Consider the following 14,212-nt stretch of genomic DNA (forward strand, 5'->3'; position numbering starts at 1 on the left):
ATCGTGCGGAACTGCACGCTTTTCCTGAACGTTCACCGGTCGCACACTGGAGCGGTCCCCTCTGAGAAAGGCCCTCCCATGAGCACCGAGTCGCCCCTCGGACCCCCTGCCGTCCAAGACGAGGACGCCGCCCGCCCCGGCATCGACGCCGGCCTCGCCGAGGACGCGATCGCCCAGGTGCGCACGTGGCTCGCCGCCGCGCGCGACGAGAAGGTCGACGCCGCCGCCAAGAACCTCGCCGGCGTGCTGCGGGACCCGAACGGCCTCGCCTTCACTGTCGGCTTCGTCGACGGCGTGGTGCGCCCCGAGGACCCTCGCGTCGCCGCCCGCAACCTCACGACGCTGGTGCCGCTGATCCCGTCGTTCCTGCCCGCCCCGCTGCGCGGCCTCATCCGCGTCGGCGCGTTCTTCGCCCCGATCCTGCCGCGCATCGTCGTGCCCGCCAGCCGCGCCGTGCTGCGCGGCATGGTGCGCCACCTCATCGTCGACGCGCGCGACGAGAAGCTCGGCGGCGCCCTGTCGGAGATCACCGGCGACGGCATCCGCCTCAACGTCAACCTGCTGGGCGAGGCCATCCTCGGTCGCCGCGAGGCCGAGCGCCGCCTGGCGGGCACGCGTCGGCTCCTCGAGCGCGCCGACGTCGACTACGTCTCGATCAAGGTGTCGTCGACCGTCGCCCCGCACAGCCCGTGGGCCTTCGACGAGGCCGTCCACGACGCCGTCGAGGCGCTCGCGCCGCTCTACGACGTCGCCCGCGGGGGCGGCAAGTTCATCAACCTCGACATGGAGGAGTACAAGGACCTCGACCTCACGCTCGCGGTCTTCACGACGATCCTCTCTCGCCCCGAGAACCACGGGCTGGAGGCCGGCATCGTGCTGCAGGCGTACCTGCCCGACGCCCTCGGCGCCATGGTGCGCCTGCAGGAGTGGGCGGCCGACCGCGTCGCCCGCGGCGGCGCCCCGATCAAGGTGCGCGTGGTCAAGGGCGCGAACCTGCCGATGGAGCAGGTCGACGCCGAGACGCACGGCTGGCCCCTCGCGACGTGGCACAGCAAGCAGCACAGCGACGCCTCGTACAAGGCGGTGCTCGACTACGCCCTCACCGCCGACCGGGTGGGCAACGTGCGCATCGGCGTCGCCGGCCACAACCTGTTCGACATCGCGCTCGCGTGGCTGCTGGCGCGCCGTCGCGGCGCCGAGGGCGGCATCGAGTTCGAGATGCTGCTCGGCATGGCGACGGCGCAGGCGGCGGTCGTCCGCCGCGAGGTCGGCTCGCTGCTGCTCTACACCCCGGTGGTGCACCCGGACGAGTTCGACGTGGCTATCGCGTACCTGATCCGCCGTCTCGAGGAGGGGGCGAGCCCCGAGAACTTCATGTCGGCGGTGTTCGACCTCGACACCGACCCGGCGCTCTTCGAGCGCGAGAAGGACCGCTTCCTCGAGTCGATCGCGCTGATGCCCGCGGGGGTGCCGTCGCCGAACCGCGTGCAGGACCGCCGTGAGCCGCAGGCCGACGGTGCGCGCGACGGCTTCCGCAACGCGCCCGACACCGACCCCAGCCTCGCCGGCAACCGCGAGTGGGCCGACGGGATCCGCTCGCGGATGGAGCGCTCCACGCTTGGCGTCGACACCGTCGAGGCGCACACCGTCTCGGACGGCGAGGCGCTCGAGGATATCGTCGACCGCGCGGTCACGGCGGGAGAGGCCTGGCGCGCGCTCGGCGCCGCCGGCCGCGCCGAGATCCTGCACCGCGCGGGCGACGTGCTCGAGGCCCGCCGCGCGGAGCTGCTCGAGGTCATGGGCTCGGAGGCCGGGAAGGTCATCGAGCAGGGCGACCCGGAGGTGTCGGAGGCGATCGACTTCGCGCACTACTACGCCGTCAGCGCCGAGCAGCTCGACCAGGTCGACGGCGCGACGTTCGAGCCCGCCCGCCTGACCGTGGTGACCCCGCCCTGGAACTTCCCCGTCGCGATCCCCGCCGGCTCCACGCTGGCGGCGCTCGCCGCGGGCTCGCCCGTGATCCTGAAGCCCGCTCGCGCCGCGCGCCGCTGCGGCGCCGTGCTCGCCGAGGCGCTGTGGGAGGCCGGCGTGCCGCGCGACGTGCTGCACTTCCTGCAGGTCGAGGGTCGCGAGCTGAGCGGCCGGCTGGTCTCGCACGAGAAGGTCGAGCGCGTGATCCTCACCGGCGGCTACGAGACGGCCGAGCTGTTCCGCTCGCTGCGCCGCGACCTGCCGCTGCTGGCGGAGACGAGCGGCAAGAACGCGATCATCGTGACCCCGAGCGCCGATCTCGACCTCGCGGCCAAGGACGTCGCGTACTCGGCCTTCGGCCATGCGGGCCAGAAGTGCTCGGCGGCGTCGCTCGTCGTGCTCGTCGGGTCGGTCGCCGAGAGCGAGCGGTTCCGCCGCCAGCTGCTCGACGCCGTCGAGGGCTACGAGGTGGGCATGCCGTGGCAGGACGGATCGCGGATCGGGCCCCTCATCGGGCCCGCAGAGGGCAAGCTCGCCCGCGCGCTCACGACGCTCGAGCCCGGTCAGACCTGGCTGCGTCAGCCGGAGAGGCTGGACGACGCCGGTGCGCTGTGGCGGCCGGGCATCCGCGACGGCGTGCGGGCGGGGTCGGAGTTCCACCTGACCGAGTACTTCGGCCCGGTGCTCGGCATCATGACCGCGGCGACACTCGACGAGGCGATCGACCTCGTGAACGCCATCGAGTACGGCCTGACCTCGGGCCTGCACGCGCTGGACGATGCCGAGATCGCCCGGTGGCTCGAGCGGGTCGAGGCCGGCAACGCGTACGTCAACCGCGGCACCACCGGCGCGATCGTGCAGCGCCAGCCCTTCGGAGGCTGGAAGAAGTCGGCCGTCGGCGCGGGGACCAAGGCCGGAGGCCCGAGCTACCTGTACGGCCTCGGCACGTGGCGAGACGTCGCGGTGCGCGAGGGCGCGGACGCGCTCGACGTGCTCGGCCGCCGGGCGACCACGGCGCTGGAGGACCAGGCCGACGCCGGATGGCTCACGGCGGCGCTCCGCACCGACGTGTCCGCGTGGCGCGACGAGTTCGGTGTCGCGCGCGACGTGCAGGCGCTGGAGCTGGAGCAGAACGTGCTGCGGTACGCGCCGGTGCCGGTGACCGTGCGCTTCGAGGGCGACCGGATCGCGCATCTGATCCGCGTGGTCGCCGCCGGTGCGCGCACCGGCGCCCCGCTCGCGGTGAGCGCCGCCGGCGCGCTGCCGACCGCCGTGCGCCACTACCTGGCCGAGACGGGCGCCGAGCTCGCCGTCGAGGACGACGCCGCCTGGGCGCGGCGTGCCGCGGCGCTCACCGCGTCCGGCGGCCGCATCCGCCTGATCGGCGGATCGTCCGCGGCCGTGTACGACGCCACGGGCGGCGCGCCCAACGTCGCGGTGTACGACGGCCCGGTCGTCTCCGCCGGCCGCGTCGAGCTGCTCCCGTTCCTGCGCGAGCAGGCCGTGTCGATCACAGCCCACCGCTTCGGGAACCCGCGCCGGTACGAGGTGCCCGCGCTGAAGGGAGCCTGACCGGCGGATGTGCGGGCCCGTGGTCATGGTGCCGCGGGCCCGCACGCCGTGGGGCGTCGGTCAGACGCGGCGCCAGTCGTCCGAGCGCATGCTCGCTCCGGCCATCGGGCCCATCTGCAGCACGCCGCCGTCCACGGGCCAGCTGGCGCCCGTGACATAGGACGCGGCGGGCGATCCCAGGAAGGCGACCACCGCGGCGATCTCCTCCGGCACGCCGGGCCGGCCCATCGGGATGCCCGGCCGCTCGGTCGCTGACGCGTCGGCGGGATCGATGCCGGTCATCGGCGTGGCGATCATCCCGGGGGCGACGGCGTTGACCGTGATGCCGTGCTCGGCGAGCTCGATGGCCATGGTCTTCAGCAGGCCGCCGAGGCCGTGCTTGGCGGCGTCGTAGGCGCTCGAGCCGATCTTGGGCTGATGCTCGTGCACGCTCGTCACGCCGATGATGCGTCCCCCGCGCCCGGCGGCGACCATCCGTCGCGCCGCGCGCTGCATGACGATGAAAGCGCCGTCGAGGTTCGTGCCGACGACCTTCCGCCAGCCGTCGAGCTCCGCGTCGAGGAACGGCACGCTGTCGCCGGTGCCCGCGTTGTTGACGAAGACGTCCACCCCGCCGAGCTCGTCGGCGATCCGGTCGATCACGTCGCCGCAGTCGGGGACGTCGCTGACGTCCAAGCGGGCGACGACCGCGCGGCGCCCCTCCGCCTCGACGAGCCGCGCGGTCTCCTGTGCGCCCTCCTCGTCGCTGTGCCAGGTCACGCCGACGTCGAGGCCGGCGCGCGCGAAGGCGACGGCGGTCGCCCTCCCGATGCCCGAGTCGGATGCGGTGACGATCGCGGTGGAGGGCTGGAAGCTCAGCGGTTCGGTGCTCATGCGGCCAGTCCACCGGCCGAGGCCCGCCGGGGGAACGCCCTTGACAGGCCGCCCGGCCCGTATGGCGCCGGCCGTGTCCATCGCCGCGGCGCGTCGCCGCCGTCCGGCCGGCGTTGTGCGCGGATCGGACGACGCGATACGGTATTCGCAGAACGCACAGATGTTCGCACAGCGAACGGGCGGATCAGCGAGGAGGCCGGATGATCGACAAGACCGTCGCGAGCGTCGAGGACGCCGTGGCAGGGATCGAGGACGGGGCCACCGTCATGATCGGCGGGTTCGGACGGGCGGGACAGCCGGTCGAGCTGATCGACGCGCTCATCGCGCACGGCGCGGCCGACCTCACGATCGTCAACAACAACGCGGGCAACGGCGACACCGGCCTCGCCGCACTGCTCGCGGCGCGGCGGGTGCGGAAGATCATCTGCTCCTTCCCGCGTCAGAGCGACTCGTGGGTGTTCGACGGGCTCTACCGCGCGGGCGACATCGAGCTGGAGCTCGTCCCGCAGGGCAATCTCGCCGAGCGCATCCGCGCGGCCGGCGCCGGCGTGGGCGCGTTCTTCTCGCCGACGGGCGTCGGCACCCAGCTCGCCGAGGGCAAGGAGGAGCGGGAGATCGACGGGCGCCGCTACGTGCTGGAGTACCCCATCAAGGCCGACGTCGCCCTGATCAGCGCCCTCAAGGGCGACAGGTGGGGCAACCTCGTCTATCGCGAGACGGCGCGCAACTTCGGGCCCATCATGGCGACCGCCGCCGCCACGACGATCGTGCAGGTCGACGAGACGGTGGAGCTCGGCGCGCTCGACCCGGAGGCCGTCGTGACGCCCGGTATCTTCGTCGACCGGGTCGTGGCCGTGGGCGCCCGCCGCTGGCTGCGCGACGGCGGATTCGTCGGGGGCGTCGACATCGAGGGCCGCCCGCTGGCGGCCGAGGAGGCAGCGAAGTGACCGAGTCGACATCCGCCACCACCGGCGCACGCGTCTCCCGCGACGAGCTCGCGGCGCGGATCGCCGCCGACATCCCCGAGGGCTCCTACGTCAACCTGGGCATCGGGGCTCCGACCCTCGTGGCCAACTACCTTCCGGCCGACCAGGAGATCATCCTGCACACCGAGAACGGCCTCCTCGGCATGGGGGAGGCCCCGGACGCCGCGCGGGTCGATCCCGACCTCATCAACGCCGGGAAGCAGCCCGTCACCGCCCGGCCGGGGGCCGCGTACTTCCACCACGCCGACTCGTTCGCGATGATGCGCGGCGGCCACCTCGACGTGTGCGTGCTGGGCGCCTTCCAGGTGTCCCAGACCGGAGACCTCGCGAACTGGTCCACCGGCGCCCCGGGGGCGATCCCCGCCGTCGGGGGAGCGATGGACCTGGCGATCGGCGCCAAGTCCGTGTACGTGATGACCGACCTGCTCACCAAGCAGGGCGAGCCGAAGCTCGTCGCGGCGTGCGGCTATCCGCTCACGGGCGTCGGATGCGTCACCCGGGTCTACACCGATCACGCGGTGTTCGACGTGACGCCGGACGGCTTCCGCGTGCGCGAGCTGTTCGGCGACAACACCGTCGAGGGCCTCGAGGAGCTCACGGGACTGTCCCTGGGCGCCCCGCGCTGACCGGGCGCGGCGCCCCCACACGCACCAAAGACCCAGAAGGAGGAGGCATGACCTCGACATTCGTCTACGACGCCGTCCGCACCCCGTTCGGCCGTGCGGGCGGAGCGCTCTCGGGCGTCCGCCCCGACGACCTCGCGGCGGTGGCCATGCGGGCCGCCGTCGAACGCACGGGGCTCGATCCCGCGCGCATCCGGGACGTGATCTTCGGCGCCGCGAACCAGGCGGGCGAGGACAACCGCAACGTCGCGCGCATGGGCGCCCTGCTCGCCGGCTTCCCGACCTCGGTGTCGGGGGTCACCGTCAACCGCCTGTGCGCCTCGAGCGTCGAGGCGGTGATCCAGGGCGCGCGTGCGATCGAGACGGGCGACGCCGACGTGATCCTCGCCGGCGGGGTCGAGTCGATGAGCCGCGCCCCCTTCATCGTCGAGAAGTCGCCGAAGGCCTGGCCCGCCGTCGGCAACCAGACGCTGTGGAACACCTCGATCGGCTGGAGGATGACCAACCGGGCGATGCCGACGCACTGGACGATCTCGAACGGCGAGTCGGCCGAGAAGGTCGCTCAGCTGAAGGGCATCACGCGGGACGAGCAGGACGCCTTCGCCGCGCGCAGCCACCGTCTCGCCGCCGAGGCGTGGGCCGCGGGGGTCTACGACGACGAGGTCGTTCAGGTGCCGGGCGCCGAGCTGGCCCGCGACGAGGGCATCCGCGACGACTCGACCGTCGAGAAGCTCGCGGGGCTCAAGCCGCTGTTCGCCAAGGAGGACGGCACCGTCACGGCGGGCAACTCGTCTCCCATCAACGACGGGGCCTCGGCGGTGCTGCTGGGCGCCGAAGGAGTGCTCGAGGCCGAGCCGCTCGCCCGGATCGCGGGTCGCGGCGTGCACGGCAACGATCCCGACCTGTTCCCGCTCGCGCCCATCGAGGCCGCGAACAAGGCGCTCGCGGCGGCGGGTCGCACCTGGGCGGACGTCGACCTCGTCGAGCTGAACGAGGCGTTCGCGGCCCAGGCCCTGTCGAACCTGCAGGGCTGGCCCGAGCTCGACCCGGACAGGCTCAACATCCACGGCGGCGCGCTGGCGATCGGCCACCCGCTCGGAGCCTCGGGCGGCCGGATCGTCGGCCACGCCGCGCACGAGCTGAAGCGGCGCGGGGGCGGTGTCGCGGTCGTCGCCATCTGCATCGGGGTGGGCCAGGGCCTCGCGCTCGTGCTCGAGCGCTGATCCGGCGGCGTGCGAGGCCACGGCGATCCTCGTTCTCGTGTCCCACTTCGTGCCGTTACCCGTCCGTCCGTGTCCCACTTCGTGCCGCTACCCGTCCATCCGTGTCCCACTTCGTGCCGCTTTCGCATCGGCGTTCCGGCGCCATGTGGGACACGCTCCGCATGAGAGGCTGATCGGATGACCGAGGCGGATCCGACTGACGCCGGCTCCCGCGAGTACGTGCAGTCGTTCGCGCGGGGGCTGGCGGTCATCCGCGCGTTCGACGCCGAGCACCCGCGCCTCACGCTCAGCGAGGTCGCGGTGCGCGCCGGCCTCACGCGCGCGGCCGCACGGCGGTTCCTCCTCACGCTCGAGCAGCTCGGGTACGTGCGCAGCGCGGGCCGCGACTTCGCGCTGACGCCGCGCGTGCTCGAGCTCGGCTTCAGCTACCTCTCCGCGCTGTCGCTCCCGGAGCTGGCGCAGCCCCACCTCGAGCGCCTGTCGCGCGAGGTCGACGAGAGCGTCTCGGCCGCCGTGCTCGACGGCGACGACATCGTCTACGTCGCCCGGGTCCCCACGCGACGGATCATGAGCGTCGGCATCACCATCGGCACACGCTTCCCCGCCCGGCGCACGAGCATGGGCCGCGTCCTGCTCGCGGGACTGCCCGCGGCCGACCGCCCCGCTCGCGACGCGGCGCTCGGCGCCGAGCTCGACGAGGTCGCCGCGCAGGGCTGGGCGATCGTCGATGCGGGCCTCGAGCCGGGGCTCCGCTCGGTCGCCGCTCCGCTGCACGGCCGCGACGGCCGCGTGGTCGCCGCCGTCAACGTCTCGACCACCGCCGGTCGTGTCACGCTCGAGCGCCTGCGCGAGGTGCACCTGCCGGTGCTGCTGCGCACCGCAGCCGCGATCGACGCGGAGCTGCGGCTCGTCTGAGGCGCGCCGCCCGGCCCCAGGGTTGCGCCGGCACCCCGGGGTACAGTCGACGCGACGTCGCGGGGGCGCCCTCGGGACGACGCGTCGACGAGAGGGCCCCATGTCGCATCCCACCGATCCTGATCCGCGGCTGCTCGCAGAGCTGGACCGCCTCGACGCCGAGCGCACGGCTGCGCCGAGCCAGGACGCCGAGATCGCGTTCTGGAAGGCGGCGGCGAAGCTCGGCACCTGGTTCTTCGTCAACCGCGGCACGGACGAGAGCCCGCGCCCGTATGCGCTGCAGCTGGACGGCGTCGGCCCCGTCGTCAGCGCCTACAGCAGCGCCGGCCGCGCCCGCGAGGCGGCGGTCGAGCTGGGCCTGGTCGGAGACGGCGACGCCGTACCCCTGTTCGCCCTCCCGATGCCCGGCGCGCTGGACTGGGTCTCGTCGCTGTCGGCGGCGGGCGTGGGCGGGGTGGCGATCAACCATCCGCGGATCGGCGCGTGGATCCCGCTCCCGAACCTCGCCATCCTGAAGTCGTGGACGGCCGAGGAGCCCCCGCCGCCGGCACCGTGAGTGCCATGTGGCACTCGTGAGGGCCGCCGGGGTGCCATATGGCACTCCGGAAGCGCCCGCGCATCGCGCGGCGTCCGGAACGAGGGCTTTGCGGCCTCGCTCAGGCGCCGCGCACCGCGACGGTGCCGTCGCCCGGCAGCTCGACCTCGAGCGGAGCGTCCGCCGGGAACGCCGACAGGCCGTCGACGAGGATCGCCGGCACGCCCAGCGCGACGAGCCCCACGGCGAGCTTCGAGTTGACCTTCGAGGTCACGATCGCGCGCGGCGCCGTGCCCATCGTGCGGGTCAGGTGGAACTGGCCCGACCACCCCGACGAGCCCTTCGCGCCGGGGATCACGAGGATGCGATCGGCGAACGCCTCGCCGCGCTGCGGATGCGTGACCTCGGTGATGACGCCGCGGCGAGGGTCGACGCCGCCCCACCCCGAGATGGCGGCGGTGCACACGAGCGCGTCGCCGCGCGCGGATCCGGCGACGAGCGTCCGGCCCGGCAGGACCACCAGGGCGGTCATGGCAGCCGGCCCTCGATCGCCGCGGCGACGCAGTCGGCGGTGGTCGCGAACGCGCCCTCGACGCCCATGATCGCCGGCAGGTAGTGCGCCTGCTTGGCCGAGTCGGTGGCGAAGCGTCGCGTGCCGGGCGGCAGGAACTGCCCGATCGCGGGACACGTGTCGGAAAGCATGCGCGCGCCCGAGCCCTCGATGGCGTCGAGCAGACCCTCGTCCCGCGCCCGCTCCCGCAGCGCGCTCGGCGTGAACAGCCACAGGGCGACGTCGGACGACACGCGCCGTCCGTCGAGAAGCGACGCCACCTGCTGGATCTGCTCGTACGACGCGTGCGGGCACCCGATCATCACGAAGTCGACCTCGTCGCCCGTCCGCGTCGCGTTCAGGCGCGCGATCGCGGTGTCGAGCTCGGCACGGCCGAAGACCAGCTCCTCCGCGCCGTCGGCCAGGACCTGCTCCACCGACGAGCACTCGGCGGTGACCCCCGGGATGTGGAACAGCTCGACGTCGCCCGAGCTGGCGGCTGCGGCCCCGAGCTGCTTCAGCTGCACCAGGTCGGGGCGCGTCGTGAGGCCGTCGATCGCGGGCACGCGGTCCTCGACGGCGTAGCCCAGCCAGTATCCGAGCGCGTTCCAGCCGAACGTGCCGGGGATGTCCGTCTCCACGCGCACGCGCACGTCCGCGCGACGGTTCGCGTCCAGGTGCAGCCCCGCCTCTGGGGTGAGGCCCGTGAGCATCGACGCGGCCGCCGACTCGCGTCCCTCCGTGTTGGTGCGGGCGCCGATCACCGAGTTGATGAAGACGACCGCCGACGACTCCATCCACGCCACGTGGTCGCCGAACTCGGGCAGGAACCCCACCTGGTAGGGCGTGCAGGTGCTCAGCAGGCTCACGCCGAGGCCCTCGAGGTACGCCTGGCTCTCGGCCACCTTCGCCACGGCCTGGGGCGGCATGTTCTGCACCTCGCCGGCGTGCACGCGGTCGATCGGCCCGATCAGCTGGCACGACGGCACCCGCACCGGCGGGGCGTCGACCGCGCGGTCCGAGTTCAGCGAGTACTCGCTGAACAGCCGCACGGGGTCGTCGCTGCCGAGAGGGCGCGAATGCCGCGGGCCGTACAGGTTTGCGCCGGCCGCGCTGGAGACGCCGATGAGCCGCTCGGCGTCCATGATCTCGCCGTACTCGACGAGCACGCGCATCGCGGCCGCGATGGCGTCGCCCTCGTCGCCGTCCGCCATCGCGCGCTGTCGCGCCGTGAGCTGCATGGATCCCTCGTTCCACGGGCCGACGGCGGGTGCGCCGATGAGCCCGTGCGGGGCACGCTAGCCGCGCGCGCCGTCGCGGGGCGCGCGGCCTTCCGGAGAGCGAAAAGGCCGCACAGGGTCAGGGCCTGTCGGGCACGGCGGCGTGCTCGGCGTAGTGCGGGTGCTTGGGGATGAAGAACGACAGGATGCACGCCCCGAGGGCCGCGACGGCGCCGAGCCAGAAGCAGGTGTCGAAGGCCGCGTGCGTCGGCACGGGCGTGCCCTGGAAGTCGACGGTGAGCGCCGCGAGCACCGCGGCCATCGTCGCCGAGGCGGCGGAGGTGCCGAGCGACCGGAACAGCGCGTTGATGCCGTTCGAGGCCCCCGTCTCGTGCGACGGCACCGAGCGCATGATGAGCATCGGCATGGCGGCGAAGCTGAAGCCCACGCCCACCCCGACCAGGATGTTCGCCACCAGCAGGTGCCACACCTCGCTCGACCAGATCAGCAGGAACGCGTACGCGACCGCGACCGCGCCGGTGCCGAACGCGAGCATGAAGCGCGCCCCCATGCGCCGTTCCAGCCAGCCCGACAGCGGGGAGATGACCATCATGACGATGCCCGACGGCATCACGACGAGCGCCGCCGCGAACAGGGACAGGCCGAGGCCCGCCTCGGACTCGACCGGGAGCTCCAGCATCTGCGGCAGCGTGACGCTCGTGCCGAACAGCGCGAAGCCCATGCCGATCGCCGCGAGGTTCGTGTAGAGCACCGCGGGTCGCGCCGCCACGCGCAGGTCGAGCAACGGCTCGGCGACGCGCAGCTGGTACCAGCCCCACAGCAGCAGGACGGCCACACCCCCGAGACCTGCGCCGAGGGTCGCCGGCGAGAGCCAGCCCCAGTCGGCCCCGCGCGACACGGCGAGCAGCACGCCCACGAGGCCGGCGGCGAGGCCCGCGGCGCCCACGAAGTCGAAGCGGCCGGGCGTGCGCAGCGTGCTCGGCGGCACGAACAGCGCCACCAGCAGCAGCGCGAGCACCCCGAGCGCTGCCGCGACCCAGAACAGCATGTGCCAGTCGAGGTGCTCGACGATCAGGGCGCTGATCGGCATGCCGAGCGCGCTGCCCACGCCCATGGTCGCGCTCATCAGCGCGACGGCCGTGCCGAGCCGCGCAGGGGGCAGCACGTCGCGCATGATCGCGATGCCGAGCGGGATCACGCCGGTCGTGGCGCCCTGCATCGCCCGGCCCAGGATGAGCCCGCCGATGCCGCCGGACAGCGCGGCCACGGCCGATCCCGCGATGAGCAGCCCGATCAGCACCAGCACGATGCGTCGCTTGCCGTACATGTCGCCGAGGCGACCCGAGATGGGGGTGGCGCAGGCGGCGACGAGAAGCGTGATGGTGACGACCCACGCGGTGTCGCTGCGCTGCGCGTCGAGCAGCTGCGGAAGCTCGGCCTGGATCGGCACGACGAGCGTGAACATGTACGCCGAGCACAGGCCGGTGAACGCCAGCACCGCGACGGTGAGACCCTTCGGAGTCGACCTGGTCAATCCCGCTCTGTCGTCTCGTCCGCTCACTTCGTCAGGCTATCGGCGACCGACGACCCCGGGATCGGCGGTCCCGCTTCCCGGAAGGCGGGCGGCGCGGGTTCGTGCGCGGAGCCCGGCGCGTGCAGACTGATGCCATGCGAACCATCCGCGATCTCGACACGGTAGAACTCATCATCGAGGCGCAGAGCCTGCTCGACGCCCTCCGCCGGTCGGAGCGCACGATCGACGCGGGCACGCTGCGCGCGTTGCAGCAGTCGGGCAACTACGTGGTCGGCGTGTTCGACGGCGAGGACGGCTCGGAGCGGATGGTCGGGGCGTCCATCGCGTTCTTCGGCGCGCCCGGCAGGCGCACGATGCACTCGCACATCACGGCGCTGCTGCCGGAGTACCGCGGGCGCGGCTGGGGTCGCGAGCTCAAGGAGCATCAGCGGCAGTGGGCCTTCTCGCGCGAGGTCGGCAACATCACGTGGACCTTCGACCCTCTCGTGGCGCGCAACGCGCACTTCTTCCTCACGGTGCTCGGCGCGCGCGTGACCGGATACTCGGTGAACCGCTACGGCATCTTCGGCGGGGGCGACGCGGGCGCCGAGAGCGACCGTCTCGACGTCGAGTGGGCGCTGGCCGACATCGCCAAGACCCCGGCCGACGACGCGGTGGTCGAGACGCTCGCGATCCCGTCCGACGTCGAGGGCATGCGCGTCTCCGACCCCGCCGCCGCCCAGGAGTGGCGCACGACGCTGCGCGGTCAGATGGAGGAGCTGCTCGGGCGGGGCCTCCGCGTCGGCGGCTTCGACGCGGAGCGCGGCTACCTCTTCACGGCGGACTGAGCGGCGCCGCCATGCAGCCCGACTGGATCCCGCACCGCCGGGGCTCCGATCGCGAGCTCATCGGGTGGATCCGGCCCGAGGCCGACGCGTGGGTGGCGGTGTCGCTGTTCGGCGCCGACGTCAGCGGCCCGCTCGACTGGGTGGAGGCCGAGGAGGCGCTCGAGGCCGTCGGGCTGTCGTGGCTGGCGGAGCCGTGGGTGCTGGAGCGCGACGGCCGGCCGATCCGGGTGAGGATCGTCGAGGTCTCGCCGGGTGACGCGCCGGGCCGGGGCCGCGTGCTGGTCAAGACCGACGACTTCGGCGCCATCGACATGCCCTACGAGCTGTTCGAGCTGCCCTGGCCGCCGCCCGCGACCCTCCGCCCCATGCGTGCGGGCGAGGGGCTCTCGCCCTGGGGCTGACGGCCTGGCCTCGCCGGGCGCGGTGCACGACCTCGGGACGGGCGGATGAGCCGCTGCGTGTTCGCTGCGAGGTCGTACGGGAAGGATCCGGGGCGTGCAGGATGACACCATGGCAGCTCGTGAGCGCCCCGGATGGGGAGAGGCGTTCGGCTTCGCCACGGTCGTGATCCTCGCGCCCTGGATCTTGCTCATCGCCGGGGCTGGGCTGCTGCCCCGTCTCGGACAGATCCTCTGGGCGTATATCTGGCTGTCGTTCCCGAGCGGGCTCGTCGGGGCGCTCGTGCTCGCCGTGCTGGTGCGACGCACGTGCCGCATCGGGACGGCGCCGCTTGCGGGTCTGGTCGGTCTGGTGCTCGTCGTGGCGGGCCTGGGCGCCGCCATCGTGCTCGTCGCGGTCACCCCGCAGGCCGGGCTGATGATGGTGGTCCTGCAGCCCTTGGCGGCGGTGGGTCTCGCCGCCGCGGTGATCCTCTTCCCCGGATGGATGGCCGCGGCCCGCTTCTCCGCGCCTCTGCTCGGCGGGAAGGCCATGTTGTGGCGTCGGCCGCGTCTCGGAGCGCTGCTGACCGTCGGCGGCATCGTCGCCGTCGGTTTGGCGCTGCTCTGGCTCGGCGTCGGAGCCGGCGATCGACCAGGTCTGCACCTGACCCGCGCGTTGGCTCTTCTCGGCTGCGGGCTCACGACGCTTCTGCTGGGACTCTCGTATGCCCTGAGCGGCGACGTCCGGCGAGCGGAGCCGAGGCGTGCCGCGTCGGGGCGCATCGCCGTCTGATCCGTGGAGGCAGGGGTTGAGGGCACGTCGGTCGGCGACGATCCTCGGCCCCGTCGTGATCTGCGGGCTCGCACTCGCCGCCCTCGGTGCCGCGATGGCCGTCCGATCGCGCGAGCCCCGGCCGCCGACGATCCGCGTGCCCCTCGAACGGTGGGACGCCGCGGAGAATCCCTGGGCCTGACGGTTCGC

General features: G+C 73.3%; 13 protein-coding genes. 9 read left to right on the forward strand and 4 right to left on the reverse strand.

Annotated features, from left to right (window positions below; translation table 11 throughout):
* Positions 1-78: 78 nt before the first annotated feature.
* A complete protein-coding gene (locus K5S26_RS06375) occupies positions 79-3,543 on the forward strand; it encodes a bifunctional proline dehydrogenase/L-glutamate gamma-semialdehyde dehydrogenase (protein ID WP_221857076.1) in 3,465 nt (1,154 codons plus the stop codon).
* A gap of 60 nt (positions 3,544-3,603) precedes the next feature.
* On the opposite strand, the gene K5S26_RS06380 is transcribed toward K5S26_RS06375, so the two are convergent.
* Positions 3,604-4,416, reverse strand: coding sequence for an SDR family oxidoreductase (locus tag K5S26_RS06380; RefSeq protein WP_221857077.1), 813 nt, complete (start codon positions 4,414-4,416; stop codon positions 3,604-3,606).
* A 200-nt stretch (positions 4,417-4,616) separates the two neighbouring features.
* Between K5S26_RS06380 and K5S26_RS06385 the strand changes: the two genes are divergently transcribed.
* The 5 genes from K5S26_RS06385 (at position 4,617) to K5S26_RS06405 (ending at position 8,719) form a co-directional block, all read left to right on the forward strand.
* Entirely contained in the window at positions 4,617-5,363 is a 747-nt protein-coding gene (locus K5S26_RS06385; protein WP_221857078.1) for a 3-oxoacid CoA-transferase subunit A, read from the forward strand.
* Positions 5,360-6,028: a 3-oxoacid CoA-transferase subunit B gene (locus K5S26_RS06390; protein WP_221857079.1), complete on the forward strand. Its 669-nt coding sequence runs from the start codon at positions 5,360-5,362 to the stop codon at positions 6,026-6,028. The genes K5S26_RS06385 and K5S26_RS06390 overlap by 4 nt, the downstream gene beginning before the upstream one ends.
* Positions 6,029-6,075: 47 nt before the next feature.
* Positions 6,076-7,248, forward strand: a complete 1,173-nt coding sequence (locus K5S26_RS06395) for a thiolase family protein (protein WP_221857081.1) — start codon at positions 6,076-6,078, stop codon at positions 7,246-7,248.
* 177 nt (positions 7,249-7,425) lie between these two features.
* Complete coding sequence (locus tag K5S26_RS06400) at positions 7,426-8,163, forward strand: IclR family transcriptional regulator domain-containing protein (protein WP_221857083.1); 738 nt, start codon at positions 7,426-7,428, stop codon at positions 8,161-8,163.
* 100 nt (positions 8,164-8,263) lie between these two features.
* Entirely contained in the window at positions 8,264-8,719 is a 456-nt protein-coding gene (locus tag K5S26_RS06405) for a hypothetical protein (RefSeq protein WP_221857085.1), read from the forward strand.
* A gap of 100 nt (positions 8,720-8,819) precedes the next feature.
* Here K5S26_RS06405 and K5S26_RS06410 read toward each other — a convergent pair whose 3' ends face one another.
* The 3 genes from K5S26_RS06410 to K5S26_RS06420 form a co-directional block, all read right to left on the reverse strand.
* Positions 8,820-9,230 (reverse strand): aconitase X swivel domain-containing protein, encoded by a 411-nt coding sequence (locus K5S26_RS06410; protein ID WP_221857087.1) that lies wholly within the window; start codon positions 9,228-9,230, stop codon positions 8,820-8,822.
* Positions 9,227-10,489: an aconitase X gene (locus tag K5S26_RS06415; protein ID WP_221857089.1), complete on the reverse strand. Its 1,263-nt coding sequence runs from the start codon at positions 10,487-10,489 to the stop codon at positions 9,227-9,229. The genes K5S26_RS06410 and K5S26_RS06415 overlap by 4 nt, the downstream gene beginning before the upstream one ends.
* Positions 10,490-10,607: 118 nt before the next feature.
* Positions 10,608-12,023, reverse strand: coding sequence for an MFS transporter (locus K5S26_RS06420; RefSeq protein WP_281427170.1), 1,416 nt, complete (start codon positions 12,021-12,023; stop codon positions 10,608-10,610).
* 134 nt (positions 12,024-12,157) lie between these two features.
* On the opposite strand from K5S26_RS06420, the gene K5S26_RS06425 reads away from it, so the two are divergent.
* From K5S26_RS06425 to K5S26_RS06435, 3 genes are all read left to right on the forward strand, one after another.
* Positions 12,158-12,850, forward strand: coding sequence for a GNAT family N-acetyltransferase (locus tag K5S26_RS06425; protein WP_221857091.1), 693 nt, complete (start codon positions 12,158-12,160; stop codon positions 12,848-12,850).
* A gap of 11 nt (positions 12,851-12,861) precedes the next feature.
* Positions 12,862-13,251: a hypothetical protein gene (locus tag K5S26_RS06430; protein WP_221857093.1), complete on the forward strand. Its 390-nt coding sequence runs from the start codon at positions 12,862-12,864 to the stop codon at positions 13,249-13,251.
* A 109-nt stretch (positions 13,252-13,360) separates the two neighbouring features.
* Positions 13,361-14,023, forward strand: coding sequence for a hypothetical protein (locus K5S26_RS06435; RefSeq protein WP_221857094.1), 663 nt, complete (start codon positions 13,361-13,363; stop codon positions 14,021-14,023).
* Positions 14,024-14,212 lie beyond the last annotated feature (189 nt).

The organism is Microbacterium marinilacus, assembly GCF_019753765.1.
Classification (GTDB): Bacteria; Actinomycetota; Actinomycetes; order Actinomycetales; family Microbacteriaceae; genus Microbacterium; species Microbacterium marinilacus.

Coding starts and splice junctions, on each gene's coding strand:
- K5S26_RS06415 (WP_221857089.1), bottom strand. CDS start 10,489: ATGCAGCTCACGGCGCGACAGCGCGCGATGGCGGACGGCGACGAGGGC.
- K5S26_RS06430 (WP_221857093.1), top strand. CDS start 12,862: ATGCAGCCCGACTGGATCCCGCACCGCCGGGGCTCCGATCGCGAGCTC.
- K5S26_RS06395 (WP_221857081.1), top strand. CDS start 6,076: ATGACCTCGACATTCGTCTACGACGCCGTCCGCACCCCGTTCGGCCGT.
- K5S26_RS06435 (WP_221857094.1), top strand. CDS start 13,361: ATGGCAGCTCGTGAGCGCCCCGGATGGGGAGAGGCGTTCGGCTTCGCC.
- K5S26_RS06405 (WP_221857085.1), top strand. CDS start 8,264: ATGTCGCATCCCACCGATCCTGATCCGCGGCTGCTCGCAGAGCTGGAC.
- K5S26_RS06385 (WP_221857078.1), top strand. CDS start 4,617: ATGATCGACAAGACCGTCGCGAGCGTCGAGGACGCCGTGGCAGGGATC.
- K5S26_RS06425 (WP_221857091.1), top strand. CDS start 12,158: ATGCGAACCATCCGCGATCTCGACACGGTAGAACTCATCATCGAGGCG.
- K5S26_RS06375 (WP_221857076.1), top strand. CDS start 79: ATGAGCACCGAGTCGCCCCTCGGACCCCCTGCCGTCCAAGACGAGGAC.
- K5S26_RS06410 (WP_221857087.1), bottom strand. CDS start 9,230: ATGACCGCCCTGGTGGTCCTGCCGGGCCGGACGCTCGTCGCCGGATCC.
- K5S26_RS06400 (WP_221857083.1), top strand. CDS start 7,426: ATGACCGAGGCGGATCCGACTGACGCCGGCTCCCGCGAGTACGTGCAG.
- K5S26_RS06380 (WP_221857077.1), bottom strand. CDS start 4,416: ATGAGCACCGAACCGCTGAGCTTCCAGCCCTCCACCGCGATCGTCACC.